The sequence below is a fragment of the Pantoea sp. USHLN298 genome (assembly GCF_037149395.1).
In the GTDB taxonomy this organism is placed as follows: domain Bacteria; phylum Pseudomonadota; class Gammaproteobacteria; order Enterobacterales; family Enterobacteriaceae; genus Pantoea; species Pantoea astica.
Genome location: NZ_JBBCRO010000009.1, coordinates 85,259 through 101,966 on the forward strand (window position 1 = coordinate 85,259; position 16,708 = coordinate 101,966).

11 protein-coding genes are annotated in these 16,708 nt (G+C 54.7%); 4 read left to right on the forward strand and 7 right to left on the reverse strand.

What is annotated here, in order from left to right; all coding sequences use genetic code 11:
- The first annotated feature begins 55 nt into the window (after window positions 1–55).
- The 3 genes from WFK59_RS20770 (at window position 56) to WFK59_RS20780 (ending at window position 2,735) form a co-directional block, all read left to right on the forward strand.
- A complete protein-coding gene (locus tag WFK59_RS20770; protein WP_233988861.1) occupies window positions 56–589 on the forward strand; it encodes an SRPBCC family protein in 534 nt (177 codons plus the stop codon).
- Window positions 590–1,756, forward strand: a complete 1,167-nt coding sequence (locus WFK59_RS20775) for a zinc-dependent alcohol dehydrogenase (protein WP_233988862.1) — start codon at window positions 590–592, stop codon at window positions 1,754–1,756.
- Between the two features lie 433 nt (window positions 1,757–2,189).
- Window positions 2,190–2,735: a chorismate mutase gene (locus tag WFK59_RS20780; RefSeq protein ID WP_336757144.1), complete on the forward strand. Its 546-nt coding sequence runs from the start codon at window positions 2,190–2,192 to the stop codon at window positions 2,733–2,735.
- A gap of 57 nt (window positions 2,736–2,792) precedes the next feature.
- Here the strand turns inward: WFK59_RS20780 and WFK59_RS20785 are convergent, their stop codons facing one another.
- The 7 genes from WFK59_RS20785 to WFK59_RS20815 form a co-directional block, all read right to left on the reverse strand.
- Window positions 2,793–3,797 carry a substrate-binding domain-containing protein gene (locus WFK59_RS20785; protein ID WP_336757146.1) on the reverse strand — a complete coding sequence of 335 codons (1,005 nt, stop codon included), beginning with the start codon at window positions 3,795–3,797 and terminating at the stop codon, window positions 2,793–2,795.
- Window positions 3,798–3,826: 29 nt separating this feature from the next.
- Window positions 3,827–5,236, reverse strand: a complete 1,410-nt coding sequence (locus tag WFK59_RS20790; RefSeq protein ID WP_336757207.1) for a sucrose-6-phosphate hydrolase — start codon at window positions 5,234–5,236, stop codon at window positions 3,827–3,829.
- Window positions 5,236–6,606: a sucrose-specific PTS transporter subunit IIBC gene (locus WFK59_RS20795; RefSeq protein ID WP_336757147.1), complete on the reverse strand. Its 1,371-nt coding sequence runs from the start codon at window positions 6,604–6,606 to the stop codon at window positions 5,236–5,238. Before WFK59_RS20795 ends, WFK59_RS20790 begins: the two co-directional genes overlap by 1 nt.
- A 71-nt stretch (window positions 6,607–6,677) precedes the next feature.
- Window positions 6,678–8,195, reverse strand: coding sequence for a carbohydrate porin (locus WFK59_RS20800; protein ID WP_336757148.1), 1,518 nt, complete (start codon window positions 8,193–8,195; stop codon window positions 6,678–6,680).
- A gap of 162 nt (window positions 8,196–8,357) precedes the next feature.
- A complete protein-coding gene (locus tag WFK59_RS20805; RefSeq protein WP_233988867.1) occupies window positions 8,358–9,284 on the reverse strand; it encodes an aminoimidazole riboside kinase in 927 nt (308 codons plus the stop codon).
- 233 nt (window positions 9,285–9,517) lie between these two features.
- Window positions 9,518–10,501: a ParB family protein gene (locus WFK59_RS20810; protein ID WP_336757150.1), complete on the reverse strand. Its 984-nt coding sequence runs from the start codon at window positions 10,499–10,501 to the stop codon at window positions 9,518–9,520.
- A complete protein-coding gene (locus WFK59_RS20815; RefSeq protein ID WP_031377930.1) occupies window positions 10,498–11,700 on the reverse strand; it encodes an AAA family ATPase in 1,203 nt (400 codons plus the stop codon). Before WFK59_RS20815 ends, WFK59_RS20810 begins: the two co-directional genes overlap by 4 nt.
- Window positions 11,701–15,268: 3,568 nt before the next feature.
- On the opposite strand from WFK59_RS20815, the gene WFK59_RS20820 reads away from it, so the two are divergent.
- Window positions 15,269–16,342: a RepB family plasmid replication initiator protein gene (locus WFK59_RS20820; RefSeq protein ID WP_233988869.1), complete on the forward strand. Its 1,074-nt coding sequence runs from the start codon at window positions 15,269–15,271 to the stop codon at window positions 16,340–16,342.
- Window positions 16,343–16,708: the final 366 nt, after the last annotated feature.

Consider the following 16,708-nt stretch of genomic DNA (forward strand, 5'->3'; position numbering starts at 1 on the left):
TTCTTAACTCATTTCAGTGATTTCCGTTCGAATGAGCCTGCTATCGGAGGACCCTTTGGCCAAAAAATCTCAAACAACCCCCAGCGACAATGCGCTGACGCTGCGGCGCTGGATCACCGTAGGGCGACCCGCGACCGAACTTTTTGCCCTGTGGCTTGAGCCTGACACCCTGCCGCGCATCATGAGCCACTTTGCCAGGGTTACCCCGGTGAATAAAAGCGACGCGCACTGGCAGATTGACGGCCCACTGGGCAAACACTATGCGTGGGAAAGCCGGATTGTCGAAGCCCAGCCAGGTGAAATCATCGCCTGGCGTTCGCTGGAGGGCGCTGATATTCCTAACGAGGGCGAACTGCTGCTGCGCCCGGCACCCGGTGAATGGGGAACAGAACTGGCGCTGACGCTGCGTTTTATTCCACCCGGTGGCGCGCTGGGTAAAAAAGTAACCAAAGTTTTTGACCTGTTGCCCAAAGAAGTGGCCAGCAAAGCGCTGCATCGCTTCAAATGCCTGGCCGAAACCGGAGAAATTCCGACGCTGGAAGGCCAGCCTGCGGGTCGCCACGCCGAACGTCAGGATAAGGAGGAATAAATGCGCGCACTATGCTGGAATGGCGTCAACGATTTAAGCGTCGAAACCGTGGCCGATCCCGGCCTGCTAAACCCTCATGATGCGATTGTTCGTGTCAGACTGACCACCACCTGCGGCTCCGATCTGCACGTCATTGACGGACTGATACCGAGTATGCGCGAAGGCGACATCCTCGGTCATGAGTTCATGGGTGAAGTGGTTGAAGTCGGCAGCGCGGTAAAAAATATTCGCCGTGGCGATCGCGTGGTGGTGCCCTCATTCATCTCCTGTGGTTCCTGCTGGTATTGCCAGCATCAGTTGCCATCCTGCTGTGACAACACCAATCCGCAGTGGGAGAAAGGTGAAACCGTGCTCGGTCATGCTACCGGCGGCATCTACGCTTACAGCCACGCGTTTGGCGGCTACGCCGGATCTCATGCTGAATATGTCCGCGTGCCGTTTGCCGATAATGACTGCTTCGTCATACCCGAAGGTGTAACCGATGAGCAGGCGCTGTTTCTGTCCGATGCTGCCCCGACCGGGTATATGGGCGCTGATTTCTGTAATATCCATCCGGGTGACACGGTGGTGGTCTGGGGCTGTGGCGGTGTCGGTCTGATGGCGCAGCAAAGTGCGTGGCTGATGGGCGCTCATCAGGTGATTGGGATCGATCGTTATCCGGAGCGACTGGCAATGGCGCGCGATTACGCAGGCAGCATAACGCTGGATTACACTCAGGTGGACATCAACGAAGCGCTGCTGGAACTCACCGGTGGACGGGGTCCGGACAGCTGTATTGATGCTGTCGGCATGGAAGCGCGCGGCGAAGGATTAAGCCAGGTTTACGATAAAACCAAACAGATGCTGCATCTCGAAACCGATGTCGGCGCGGCGCTGCGTCAGGCGTTGTATGCCTGCCGTAAGGGCGGTAACATTGCCATTCTCGGCGTGTATGGCGTAATGGATAAATTTCCGCTAGGACTGATGATCAACAAGAGCCTGACCATCCGCACGGCTCAGCAGCATGGTCAGCGCTATATGCATCGTCTGCTGGAGCATGTGGCAAAGAATGAACTGAACCCGGCCTTTATGGCCACGCATCGCTTCCCGCTGGAAGAGGCACCGCGGGGTTATGAGATGTTCAAACATAAAGAAGAGGGTTGCGTCCGCGCGGTCTTCGTTCCCTGACAGGTTGCGCCGCCTGGACTGGCGGCGCAGTCTTCATCCTCAGCACATCGCGGGCAGCCTGATGCTACCGGGTCCGACCCGGATGGCAACATCAGGTTGTGCAATAACCGGACACGATCCCGGCCTGACTCCAGGATGCCGCCGCGCCAGAACAACATCTTCTCCCTCTCCTCTCCACCTTCGTCGGGTCAACTCATGAGCGGCCATGTGGCAGGCTGATAAAATGATCCGGTCGCCGCGGAGTCAACCTGTCAGCCTGACACAGCAACATGAAGGTTGTGTGACCGGAAAACGCCAAAAACCCATCAGAATGAATCACCTGGCAGCACAGCACTGACATCGCTTGCAATTCATACTTTGAAAACAAAATAATTACTTCTGGCGAAATTTTCATGCCTAAATTAGTGCCACTTTTCCTTAACGGAGCGGGTAAATGACGCACTTTACGACGATTCTTTTTTCCTCACTGTTTGTCTGCAGTAACGTCTTTGCGGGATCGGTCTCTTCTGTCGCGCTCGGGACGCTCTCCACTGCGCTAAATGAACGTATGCAGGTGATGAAAGAGGTGGCTGGCTATAAGGCACAGCATCATCTGCCGATCGAGGATCTGCCGCGGGAAGAGCAGGTGATGCAAAGCATGCTCGATCATGCCTGGCAAGCCGGTCTGGAACCCCGCTCCGTCGAGCCGTTCGTCCATGCTCTGATGAATGCCAGCAAAGCAATTCAGTACCGTTATCGGGCTGACTGGCTATCAGTACCCGATAACGGTGTGCCCGCCAGGGATCTGGCTGATACCCGGCAACAGATACAACGGCTGGATACCCAACTGCTGAACGCTATCAGTCAGCAGCTGAAGGCCGGCGGCTTTCCACATGCTGAACGGGCCTGGCTGGCCTCGCAACTCACAGCGCCTAACCTGAGCGAAGCCGATAAAAATAGCCTGCTGGCATCCCTTTCCGGCATCGAGCGCAGCCATTAATGTCATGCTGAAGTAAGCTGGCGGATGCGGCTCGTCGGTTCTCATATCCGGCGGCAGTTAACAGCGCAGGCGAAGCGTCGCTGGCAGAACCATCTGGCTGCTGGCCGGATCGTCACCGCGAATCAGGGTGGTCAGGATCGAAAAACAGGCCTGCGCCAGCTGCGGCACGTTTTGCTCGACCGTGTCGATAGGGATGGAGAGGGAATCATAGAGATAGTGGTCATCAAAACTGGCAATGCGGATCTCGCTGGTCAGCAACCGGTGCTCACTCATATAGCGCAGGACGCCCTCAAGCAGGCCGCAGGCGGCGGTAAAAAGCGCTTTCGGTGGTCTTCCCAGCCGCTCGCACAGCGTGGCAAACATCTCATAGCCGCTGCCCGGATGATAGTTACCCTGAATAATCCACTCCGGACGCGGCGTGACACCGGCGCGCGACAGTCCCTGCCTGAACCCCGTCAGGCGGTCCCGGGTCGGTGACAGATCGGGCTGTCCGCCAAGAAAGTAGATCTCATCCGGGCTGGCGTGCGCCAGCCTTTCAACCAGATCGGCGGTGGGCGTGATGGCGTCGGTGATCACCCAGGGCAGGCCGGTGTCGCTGATATGGCGGTCAAACAGCAACACCGGCAATTGCTCGCTGAGCGCAACGTAATCACTGTCACTTAACATGCTGGATGCGACGATGAGCCCATCCACCTGACGCGAGACCAGGTTATTCACCACCGCCCTCTCCTGCACGGCGTTTTCATCGGTGCAGGCGATCAGCAGCTGGAGACCCGCGGCGCGGCACAGATTCTCCAGCGCGTGTGAAAAGGCGGCAAAGCCGTGGTTGGTGATTTCCGGTACCACCAGCCCCAGCGTATGGCTGCGGGCATCGTGCAGCATCCGTGCATGGATACTCGGCTGATAGTGATGCTGCCTGGCCAGCGCCAGCACCCGTTCACGCGTCTCCTTCGCGACCCGCAGTTCTTCCCCGCGGCCGTTGAGCACCAGGCTGGCGGTGGCTTTACTCACCCCCGCCAGCGCGGCAATGTCACTGATGGTAACGCGTTTTGTTTTTCTCACGGCAAGGCATCGTCTAAGGAAACAAGCGCTTATTCTACCATGCAGCGACGTAACGACCAGTAGTGTGCCTGCAGTTCTGCGCGGCCACGCAGGGTTAACGTCGCCGGCTGGGTCGGAAAATAACGGCTGCTCATCACCCCTTCCCCATCATTGATGAAAATCTCAACGCTGGAGTGGTCACACAGGATCTGTAACCGGCTGACTGTACCCCTCCAGTAGCGGTAGTGCCATTCCCCTGTGACCAGACTGCGCCGGGCCAGGCGTAGCTCATGCTGCTGCCACGTCAGGATCAGCGTATCGGCAAAATTGAGTTCAATGTCGCCCTCACTTTCCAGTCGCAGTTCCAGCCGCTGCGCTGCGATCGGCGGCGCCTCATCGGCGCGGCCCTGATAAACCTGCCCGTCCTCACGCAGCGCCTGCAGTTCGGCGATCGGTTGCTGACAGAGCCGGCCATTCCGGCTACTCAGTTCACGCAGGCAGGTCATCTGGTGGATCCAGTGATGCGCAATGGTGGGTTGTGCCATCTCTTCCCCGTCGGGCGTGCCCATCCAGCCCACCAGCAATCGGCGGCCATCAGCGGTCAGCGTGGTCTGTGGTGCGTAAAATTCGAAACCGGCATCCATTTCGTGCAGCGGGCCGTGGCGATAGGCCGGCGTCTCTTCATCGAGCGTACCGCTCAGCCAGGCACTGGGGTGACTGTTCAGAAAACGTTTTTCCTCGCGCGCCACGCCCTGCGGACAGCAGATCAGGTAGGTGGTGTTACCGAGGGTAAACATGTCCGGGCATTCCCACATGTAGCCCGCTTCCCCAAGGCCACCCAGCCCGCTGCCCGCTATCTCACCGAGGAGATGCCACTGCCGCAGATTTTCCGCCCGCAGCAGCAGCACTTTGCCCTGCAGTTGCCGATCCTGAGCACCCAATACCATGTACCAGTGGTTGCCCTGTCGCCAGACTTTGGGATCGCGGACATGTCCGGTGTAGCCCTCCGGCAGTGCCATAACCGGCCCGAGCTTATCAAACCCACCAGCGCTGTTTTGCTGTGCCAGACACTGCCACGCCGTGCGCCCGCCGTCGTCAAATTTCACGTTGCCGGTGTAGAGTAGCGTCAGTACGCCATCGTCATCGACCGCACTGCCCGAGTAACAGCCACTGCGGTCATATTCTTCATCGGGCATCAGCGCAATCGGCTGATGCTGCCAGTGCAGCAGATCGGCAGAGCGCCAGTGTCCCCAGCATTTCTGTCTATGCTCGCACCCCAGCGCATTCCACTGATAAAACAGATGATAGTGACCATCAAAATGGATAAATCCATTGGGATCATTAAGCAGTCCGGTAACCGGTGCCAGATGCCAGCCGGGATAATAGCTGTCGCCAAGTGCAGCAGGCATCTTCTGCATCACCGACTGCAGAATCGCCGGCAAAAGCGTCGATGAGGCCATCATTCAGAATCCGTATTGTACTTGAGCAGATAAGCGATTACGAACGCCGTGATGAATGCGATCGCCATACCGATGCCGTAGTTGAGCAATGAGCCAGCTTTGACGATAGCCATGCCGGGCAGACCCGTCAGCCCGACGGCCGTCATAGAGACATGCAATGAAACCACCCAGGCTCCCCCCAGCGCGCCGCCGATCAAACCAGCAATAAAGGGTTTCATGAAGCGCAGGTTAATACCAAAGATTGCCGCTTCCGTGATCCCCAGCAGCGCCGAGAAGGCGGAAGGCAGCGTAATGGCTTTTATCTTCGCATCTTTGGTTTTGAACCAGACTGCCAGACAGGCGCCACCCTGCGCAACGTTCGCCATCGCCCAGATTGGCAGCAGGAAGTTAACGCCAATAGCGGGGTTTCCCAGCAGTCCTGCTTCAATCGCGTGGAAACTGTGGTGTACCCCGGTAATCACAATCACCGAATAGAGCCCGCCAAACACCAGCCCCGCCAGCCAGCCCGCGTGGGCGATCAGGGTACTGAGCACAAAGGAGATGCCGTCACCCAGCATACGCCCGGCGGGTCCGATAATCAGCAGCGCGATAAAGCCAGAGATAATGACGGTCAGGAACGGCGTCAGGATCAAATCCAGCGCATCGGGAATAATCCGGCGCAGCTGCTTTTCGAGCATGCTCATAAACCACACCGCCAGCAGCACCGGAAACACCGTGCCCTGGTAGCCAATCATCGCCACTTCGATGCCGAAAAAGTTCATGGTATGGAAGCCCGCCGCCACGCCCCAGGCGTTGGTCAGCGCCGGGTGAGTCAGAATGCCGCCAAGTGTCGCGCCAAGAAACGGGTTGCCGCCAAACTCGCGGGCGGCGGTAAAACCAATCAGGATCGGCAGGATAATAAAGGCGGCTGAACTGCACATATCCAGCATGATGTAGAGTGCGTTATCGGGATTGACCCAGCCGTAAGTTTTGACCATGCCGAGCAGCCCCATCAGCAGGCCGGACGCCACAATGGCCGGGATAATCGGCACAAAGATATTCGATAACAGACGGGCGATACGCTGGAACGGGTTCAGCTTGCGCGCAGCGATATCTGCCGCTTCAGACTTGCTTGATTCGCTGATCCCCGCCTCGCTGATAAACGCGGCATAGACCTTGTTGACCACGCCGGTGCCAAAAATAACCTGCAACTGCCCGGCATTGCGGAAGCAGCCTTTCACGCCCTCGATGCGGCCAATCGCCGCGGTGTCTGCTTTACTGTCGTCCGCCAGTACCAGCCGCAGGCGCGTAGCGCAGTGTGCAGCACTGGCGATATTCTCCCTGCCGCCCAGCAAAGGCAGTAGCGCGCGGGAAATTTTTGCATAATCCATATTAACCTCTGTCTTCTGGTGTTGTTCTTATCGTTGCGGTTGCCCCGGCTCTGCGGGCCGGGGCTGCCTGGTCAGAACCAGGTTTCCATCTGAACGCCAAAGTTCCATTCACCTCCGGCCTCAAAGCCCTTACTGCCAAAGGCATCGTCACTGGCATAGTTATCCAGCCGGTGATCCCAGTTCATCCAGCTGGCAAACAATCGGATTTCCGGACGTTTCAGGAAGTCGCCAACGTCTCCTGCTTTCAGGGTTGGCGCGACGGTGAGTTTGGTGAAGCTGCCACTGACGGCATTGCGGTTGTTGTACCCTTCCGGGCGCAAATCCATGTACTGATAAGAGCCTTCATACTGCATCTCAAAATTTTGGGTAATCGCCTGAATCAGCCGCAGGTTAGCGGTCGCCCAGTCGTAGCTGTCCCCTTTGACATAGCGATCCTGACTGTGCTGGGCAAGCAGCGCCGGGGCAATATGCCAGCCACCGCCCAGCGGCGTAATACCATAGCTGGCGAGGCGCCAGGTATCCGCCTGCGGCAACAATGCGCCATCCGAACCGATCGATTTCACCTCTGCGCCCAGCCCGTGACCATACAGTAGCGCCGTTTTTGACGTCCCCCCGGTCAGGCCATAAAAGCTGTCGTTATGCAGCCCGAGCAACGCATGTAGGCCGGTGCTGGCCGCATCGCTTTTGATTTTATTCCCGTCAATATCTTCGCGGTCGTCGTTATCTTTTGCCCGCATGCCGCTGACCATCAACTGCAGCGGACCGACAAAGTTATTGAGCGACAGAATGTAGTTTTGCGCACTGTTTTCGTTGTTTTCGATATCACCGAAGGTACGTCCATACACCGAGAGGTTACTGCGCGCCTGATCGCCCCATTTGATGTCGTAAAAGCCGGCACCGGTACCGGCGAGGAACACCACATCGGAGTCGATCCAGTGAATATCGAAGTTGTCACGATCAAAGCGTTTGCCGGCCCAGACGGTACTCTCCTTAAAGGCACCGTTGAAGGTCGGTAACTGACCGATTTCGACAAACGCCTGACGCAGGTTGAGATCGCTGCTGTCAGCAGTCCAGTCGTTGTAGGTACGCTGCCCGTCGGCCAGCATCGCTTTAAAACGGGTGGTGGCACCGTTGGTCAGCGTCTGCTTATGCTCCAGATTCAGTTCGACATAGGTATCAGGCTCGTTACCAAGACGCCCAACGTGACCACCGGTTTCACCGGCAGGCGTCAGCGTCGGTCCGCCCTGCGTTTTCGCTGCCGAGCTGTTCATCAGCAAACCCGAACGCGCGTAACCGTGAAACTCAAATCCCCCCTCATCGGCTGACGAGGTCTGTTGCGGTGCTGCGGGACGCTGCGCAACGTCAACGTTTGTGGCCGGTTTCTGCTGCTGTAGAGCAGCCACCTGCTGTACCTGCTTTTCAGCCGCTTCAGCCCTTGTCTCGGCCGCGCTTGCGCGCTGTTCTGCGGCCTGCAGACGTTGTTCAAGTGCAGCAAGCCGGGCTTCAATGCTGGTGAGGCCCGGTTCTGCCCGGGCCGGCACAGCAACGAGCAGGGTTGAGAGGGCTAATGCGAGCATGCTTTTTTTCATTGTTTTGCATCCCTGAGGAAAGGCTATCATCACATAATTTTTTGCTAAACCGGTTTAGGCGCGAATCATAATCATGGGTAATTTCCCTGCGCAATGAAAAAAGCTAAACCGGTTTAGTGAATGTGAGATGGCTCGCAAAACACGCGATATCAGTCGGCTAAATCAGGCTTTCTGGTCGGTAAGCTGATGCAGCCAGGGTAACGCCGTCATCGCCCCTTTAGCGGTGGTGGCCAGTGCCCCACAATGCTGGGCGCTGGCAAGACTGGCAGCTAACTGTGGCTCATCGGTGGGCAAGCCGACAGCTGCCAGCGCCCACAGTAATCCGGCAACAAAGGCATCGCCGGCACCGGTGGTATCCACGCTGACCACGGGCGTGGTGGGATAGTGATAGATCTGGCCACCAAAACAGGCCATCACACCCGCCCTGCCCTGCGTGACCAGCAGCAGTTTGAGTGCAAAGCGTTCAGCCAGTTGCTGCATACCGTCAGCAGGCTTCGCTGCAGGCTGAAGAAACTGCAGTTCCTCCTCTGACAGCTTAACCACGTCAGCGCAGGCCAGCGCCTGATCTACAACGGCGTGCAGCTGCGTCGGATCGGGCCACAGGTCATGGCGAAGATTCAGATCAAAACTGACATATCCGCCTGCGTCACGTATACGCTGCATCGCGGTGAGCGTGGCTGTCCGTGAAGGTTCGGCTGACAGGGCGATTGAACAGCAGTGCAGCCACTCCCCGGCGCTGAATCGGGGGAGATCGGCCGTTTCAAGGAACAGATCGGCGCTGGGGCGCACCATGAAGGTGAAGGAACGCTCTCCATCGTCGTCGAGTCCGACCACCACGGTTGAGGTACGATGAGCGGGATCGGATATCAGGCAGGCGGTTTCAACCTGTTCATCGTTCAGCGTCTGACGCATGAAGTCGCCAAACGGATCGGCCCCTACCCGGCCAATAAAACCACTGTTTCCCTGCAGGCGCGCCACGCCCACGGCGACATTAGCCGGTGCGCCGCCCGGACACTGCATTAAACGTCCCGGCATTTCCGGCAACAGATCGACCACTGCATCACCCAGACACCACACGCGAGCTGACATAACGATTCCTTAAAAGAAGTAAATTGGCTAAACCGTTTTAGCTATAACCGTAAATGCGTCTGAGTTCAACGATCAAAATGCGGTAACGAGAGATGTGCCGTAGTAACGATGTGCAGGTTTACGCACAGGGAGGCATCGATGCAGCAAGGGTTCCGGCGGGCGTGATGGTTAGGCGGAGAGCCACAGGCAGGCCTGAGCTAAAAAAACCGGCGCCTGGCCGGTTATGAGGGATGCTACGAATGGGTCTGCTTCATTGATGCCAGTATCTGTTTAATGGAGGCATCAATCTTCTCAGTGATCTCTTTCGGCAGACGGCTGAACTCATATTGCACGGTGCGCTTCTCATCGTTGGTTTTACGACGCGCATAAGTATTGGCGGTGCTGAAGGTCGCCAGTTTTTCTGTCACCGTTTTGCTCGCGGGCGCGGGGGCTTTAAGCTGTTTTCTGGCGGCCCTGAAGTGGTTAAGAATGGCCGATTTTGTCTCATCGTCATTCATCTTTTCCGGTGCAGTCTCGCTGGACAACTTTTCCTGAATCTGGCGGGTCAGTTCGCTGGCGTCTACCGCTTCCGCTTTCGCCTCTTCCCAGACATCCAGCAGCAGCTGGTAATCCGGAAGCGTCAGCTCAGCCACCACCGGGAAAAGTTCGATAAACGCTGCCGGTACGGATGCGGCCTGGAATGCACGCGACACTTTGGCATTTGAGATCCCCTCCGCTTTGGCAATGTCCGACTTGCTCATTCCCTGATCGTTCATCAGCATAAAACGCAGCCCCAGTTCCCGCAGGTTGTGCTCTCTGGCGGTCTGGATATCTGCCGCCAGCTGACGGGCATCGCTGATGCTCAGTTCATCTGCGGTGACCAGCACTTCGAGACTGGCTCCGGAGAGAATACAGGCTGCCCGGCGGCGTGAGCCATCCATGATCTCAATACGGTCGGCGCTAAGGCGACCAATGGCCGGAAAGAACTGTTGCAGCGTAATGGTGCGGGTGATCTCTTTGAGCGATTCCGCCGTCAGCGTGCTCTGATCGCGCCCGTTAATCTTCGGGTCGACAAAGGTCTTTGCTTCAATGTCATCATGAGGGATCAACTGCCGCACAAAGGTCGCCTTCATCCCTGATTTAAGGGTAAAGGTGCGCGACTGGCTGCTGCTGTCGATCATGCTGGCAATGGCGGAGTCACCGAATTTGCGACCGATGCGCTGGATAGGTTTGCTCACAGGGTGCTCCTGATATATTCAATACGATCAAATACAGCCCTTGAGAACTGCTCTGCTTCATACTTCGCCTTGCGTAACGCATCGGCGCTGCCGGGATACGAGGACGGGTTAGCACTGATCACCGTATCAAACGATTCGCCGCAGCGTTCAAAACCATCCAGTCGTGGCAGGCCACAATCCAGCATCGATTTAGTAAACACTTCGCGCGCATAACTTTGCGAGGTGAGATGATCGTGTTTGGAGGTCATTTTTGACATAAAGCCAATGTTTGCCTTCAGCCGTGGCTCCACGCCTTCCGCTTCGATGCGTTCCAGCATTTCCGGCAGACGCGTCAGATACTTCATGGTGGAGTGGAAATCGACCTGTGCCGGTGGCGTTGGGGTCAGCAGCACATCGCTGGCAGCAATGGCGTTCAGCATGAAGGAATCCAGATGCGGGCCGGTATCAAGGAAAATAAAATCATAATCCCCCGCCAGACGATCGATCACGTTACGGCGCAGCACTTCGGAAGGTGCAACGCCAGGCAGATGCTGAGCGACCAGTTCTTCCCAGTCACTGGCGACAAAGCCATCATCAATCGAAGCGGGAATGACATCCACGCCAGGCATCACCGTCGGTTTGATAAACTGTTCGCGCAGCTGATCGGCATCCAGATCGTTAAGCATCGCCTGGGCGGCGGTTTCCAGCACCGAACCGACGCTGTTGGTATGGCTGAGGAACATGGTGCTGGAGGCCTGCGGGTCCAGGTCGATAACCAGAATACGCAGGTCATTGTGCAGCATAGAAGGATGCGCGCGCATACCGTGAGCCAGCGTCACGGTGCTGACCGTTTTGGAGACGCCGCCTTTAAGGCTGACCACAAAGATCACAAACGGACCTTCATGCTTATCACGGTACTTAGGCACCTTGCGATGCTGGTAAATATCGACCACGTTCTGAATGGTTAATGCATATTGTGAGGTGCTGCCGGTCTGCTTCTTACCAAACTGATAGCCGGCTTCTTCCATGTCACTGATGGCAGCTACAACCGCATGCTTACTCAGCAGCGGCATGTTAGCGACGGCATTGCGCGAGAAAGTCTGATAAAAACCGGTCTGGTTAAATTCCTGACGCTGCTGTTCAATGTGATTGCTCAGCCCGTGCAACATGGAGTTGGCACGCGTTGCCATCTCCAGCACACCACCATAGTCACGCTTCATAAGCCCCTCTGCATTAATGTTTTTTTGCATACTACACAAAAAGCGGTTACCTGCCAATTTTTTAGAAAAATGCCAAAAACCTGGATTTTTTATTATCGGATGGATGGCTGCGGAGGTTTTAAGGTTGCGGAGCCGTTGGCTGCTATCGGCCGTTCAGCCTAATGAACAGCGGCAGTTTACGCGCCGCTGAGGTCACTGATCACTGCCCGACAGCCTTTGCTGGAAATCACAACGGTGAACAGTGCAGTACCGGCGGATGTTATTTGTGTGTGCAGAGAGCTGATAGAGGTGATGAAAACGCAGGAAAACCGGCTGAAAAAAAGGTGTTTTCATCGTGAAAATCCAGAAAAAAAGCCTATATTTCAGCGCAATAGAGATGAAATCCTGAGGTGAAAATTCATTTTCAAAAGCCGTTCAGGACATTTTTCATCGAGCAGGCGTGCAGGCGAGGAGAACGGGACGAAGGTTCATTATCCATTCTGCCCGTGCAGCCAGAATGCGATATTTGCTGGCACTATCGTTTTTTTTAATCAGGTAAACAGAAGCCCGTCCTTACTATCTGTTCCGGCACAGCAAGCAGTCTGTCAGCCGCGTTCATCGAAAAAAGTCCGCTTTGATTTCTGATGGTCTCTGTTCTGCCTGCCAGGGAATGTTATGGACCGCCCGCCCGACGCTTCTGTAGCCGGAGCGCTGACTAAACCCGATCGTGGTGTAACCCGGCTCTCCCACCGTTACGCTGAAGCTCTCATCCTGTAGTACTTTAGCAATGAAGATGAATATTGCGTTAAGCACCGTTTTGAACTGTGATACCCCATCTTGTTATCCTTAAAATAGGGGCGGCCGGGATCGGAAATCCCTGCGGGCGTGTTCAGCGCTAATGACCCTGATGATTCTCGCTTCATCTGTCGCTCTGAGCAGCACCTCCCCAAAACTTGCCGGCAGCGTGACGTCCCTAATCACCCTTCGGTTCTGGATGCCCTCAATGGCCCGTTTTTTTCGCGCAGCCCGGTTCCGGGCTTTTCACGTCAAGTCCGCCAGTTTTAGTAACTAATCAGACCCGGTGTCGGACTGTATCGAACCTCATACTTTTATTCGCCTGGGGAATCGAAACATTTTTATATTTTACGCCGACTCCTGGTTTAATCATCACTGACGTATCTGCGCCCTTTGACAGAGACAAAAACCCCTCTCCGTCTTCTCTTAACAGACCGGCTGTGAACCCCGGTGTCTACAGCTATTGTGAACAGAGAACAGGCTGATCGGGGTAACGAACAATGTCAGGCACTCTCTGTGGACCACTTATCGATCTCAGTCGCTCTGTTTAACGTCAAGGTTTTTTGGGCAACCGAAGTACAGTCCGGACTTAGCGCCTGAACGGTAAGTGTGAGAACATCAGCGCCTGAGCTCAGGCTGGGCGTCACGCTTTTTATCCGCACGACTCCTGGCGTCACGCCAACTGAAGTGAGCAAAGTCTGATCGCGCGGATAACACCTTTTATTGATGATCCGGTCCTGATGAGTCTGGAAGCCCGCAGCTGGAACTGCGCGGCGTCATCAAGCTTAATGTTGCTGGTGCGGTTATGCCGGATATTGCACCATCACAATGTGGCCATTTCGAGAAGCGTTTAGCCGTTATTACGGGCAGAAATAATGGTGCTGATCGCCCCGGCGACGTGACATCAGCAGTCTGTGATGCAGATATAGGTTAAGGTGCACATCAGGCAAAGGGTAACTTTACTGGTCCGAGTGGTACCCAGGTTCAAAGCGTCGCCCCTTGCCGCTGTGCTCGTTTATCTGGCTATGCAGGGCACTGTTTCCCGTCTCATCTATTCTGCGCAAGCTGACTTTTATCCGGAACACGCGAGCAGGGCACTGATACTCTGAACGGCTTATCGCCAGGGTGAAATTTAAATTCGCTGGCAGGCTGACATTCAGCATCGATTGTTCTGCTGTAAAGCCAGCTAAGTCGGACCAGGATTTAAAAATTTGCAGCAACGCCACCTTGATACCGATGAACGTGTTGCCGAGTTGTCTGAATGGTGGCAGGCATTCGAAGGGATTTGGCTCTCAGTCAATGAACGTTTTATTTCTGCAACGTCACCGGCATTCATTCATATTATCGAAAGCGCCCGGGCTGAGACTCTCTGAACTCTGGTGTAACCGCGATATGTGCGTCCGTACAATGATCAGAATTGCTTCCTGCTTCCAGGAATACTCCACCTTCGGAATCAGAGTTGATAATAGTGTTATCAGCCAATAAGCAGGCTGCCATAAGGAAGTTATCGGTCATTCCAGTAACTTCTTTGATGAGTTTAATGCTAGATGCTTCGTACATCTCTCGATGGTGATTTTATTCATCACCTCATTTTGTCTTCCTGCATCCTGCAGGTTTCACCTCTGAGCGGTTGCTCAAGTGCGCTAAAGAAGAAAAGTTGAGTCCGGGCTTAGGGTGTTTTCAGCATGAAAATTCTGAACAAATTATTTAAAATCAAATATTTAAACATGAAATCTTATGGTGAAAAATGCCAGATTAAGAAAGATAAACGGGGCGAGCTGAAATAAAGTCAGTGAAGAGCCACGCAATTAGTTTCTGTGATCGCGTGTCTGTAACAGGAATGCAGTTCTCAAACTGAGTGGTTTCAGGTCAGCAATATTGGCGGAGCGTTCTGCCACACTAACTGTTCTGCTTTTCAGGCTGAAAGAGGTTAATCCTTCTCAGGCTTCATTCAGTAACAATAGAGAGCTGGCTGACCGGAACGGGGAGGGTGGATGTTAAACCGCTTTTCCGTTTACGGGATCTCTTCAAAAAAAGCCTGTCCGAGGTTGGCCTGGTCAAGTGGGTAAGGTCTTTTCTGTTTCATCAGATAACAGGCAATCGCTATTCCAGCGTTTCCTTACGTGGTGACTTTGTCTGAACTGAACCGGCAGGTTATACACCCTCAGTAATTCATTTTATCCTCATTATCCACAGGCCAGATCCAATCGTTCGATCCTCTATAGATCAAAATGAGATCCTTAACAGATCCCCGATCCGTCCTGGCCCTTACCAGACAAGGGCTGAGGCAGGGTTGATAACCACTATAGCGAGAAGAACAACCACTGTGGTAAGTGGAATAACCACTGTAGCGAGAAAAGCAACCGCGCTGGCGAGTGACCGATAACCACTGTAGCGAGTAAATCGCTATTTCCCTGTGTATAACCTTATCTTCACAGAAAGGGCTGTTAATCCCATTCTGGCTGGAATTTGCCAGCGGGCAGGAGAGCGCATTCTGAAGTTCACGTTAATTTTCCACTGCAACCGGACACGGGTTTTGCCGTTTTATCCACCGGTCAGATCCAATAACAGATCCCAGTAAGATCCTTATAAGTTCCCTACAGATCCCCATACCGTGCGAGGCCGTGGTATTGCTGAGTTGAAAGCGGATCGCCAACCACTGTAGCGAGTAAACTAACCACTGTAGCGAGATAAAAAACCACTATGGCGAGTAGATCAACCGCTATAGTGAGTGCTAGTATCCACTGTATCGAGTAACGGCGACTCTCGCTTGTTCACATCACGGATCTGTTACATGCCAAAAAAAGAACCCGATATCCTGAACATAGCTGAAGCGTTTAGCGAAACAGACAAACGTACCGGTGAAGTTGTTACCCTCACTCCCAACAGTAATAACACGGTGCAGCCTGTTGCTCTGATGCGGCTGGGTCTGTTCGTTCCCACGCTAAAATCCACGGCGCGCAGTCAGAAAAACCAGATGAACGCGATGGACGTCACGCAGGATCTGAAGCAGCTTTCGCTGGTGAGATCGGAAGGGTATGACAACATCAAGATCCTGGGCGCCCGTCTGGATATGGATAACGATTTTAAAACCTGGGTCGGCATCATCCGTGCGTTCGCCACGCATGAGTGTCTGGGAGACACTGTAACGCTCTCTTTCGTCGAATTTGCCAAGCTGTGTGGGATACCATCAGCGCGTCTCTCATCGAAGCTCAGGAACCGTCTGGACGCCTCTCTGACGCGTATCGCCTCCAATACCCTGACTTTCACCAGCAAAGGCGGTGAAAACTACACCACGCACCTGGTGCAGTCCGCCAAATACAGCATTAAAAAAGATACGGTGACGCTGCAGGCCGATCCCAAGATCTTTGAGTTGTATCAGTTCGACAGAAAAGTGCTGTTGCAGCTCAAAGCCATTAACGAGCTGGCAAGAAAAGAGTCCGCACAGGCGCTTTACACCTTCATTGAAAGCCTGCCGCCGAAGCCTGCGCCGATATCGATGGCCCGCCTGCGCGCGCGGCTTAACCTCACTTCCCGCGTTATCACACAGAATGCGACCGTGAGAAAAGCGATGGAGCAGTTAAAAGAGATCGGCTATCTCGACTACACCGAAACCAAGCGCGGCTCGTCAGTCTACTTCTGGGTCCATTACCGCCATCCTAAGCTGCGGCCGGCAGAGTTGCCACTCAGCCAGTCAGGCTTAATCGATGATGATATTGATGATTACGATGATATCGACAGCGATGTGGACATCATTGACGTCAATCTGCCCGACATCCTGCCGGAAGAGGAGAGCAGCGAATTAGTGATGGTGTCACGGGAAGAAAAAGAGCTGCTGAATAAAATCCGCAAAGAGAAAAAGGGCTGACAGGCGAAATTATCACGGCTTCTGACCGGGAAAACAGGCCCTGCCGGAGTCGTATAGCACGCTAACCACTATAGCGAGTAAAGCGTCAGAATGACTAACCGCTGTAGTGAGCACTAACCACTGTAGAGAGAAAAGTGAGACGGATCACTCACTATAGTGGTTATCACCCAGACATACTCTGCTGTTTTCTCTGTCAGCTCTGTCGCTTCGGGTTCCGGCACGCCTGACTTCCCGCCATTTTTCCACTCTGCAACCGGTGCTGACCGATTGGCGTCCCTCTCTTTAGTGGTTATTCGTGAGGCATACTCTTCAGGCGACGCCGCAGGCTGGCTGGTATTGGCTGTGCTGCTCTGCCTTACGGCCTGA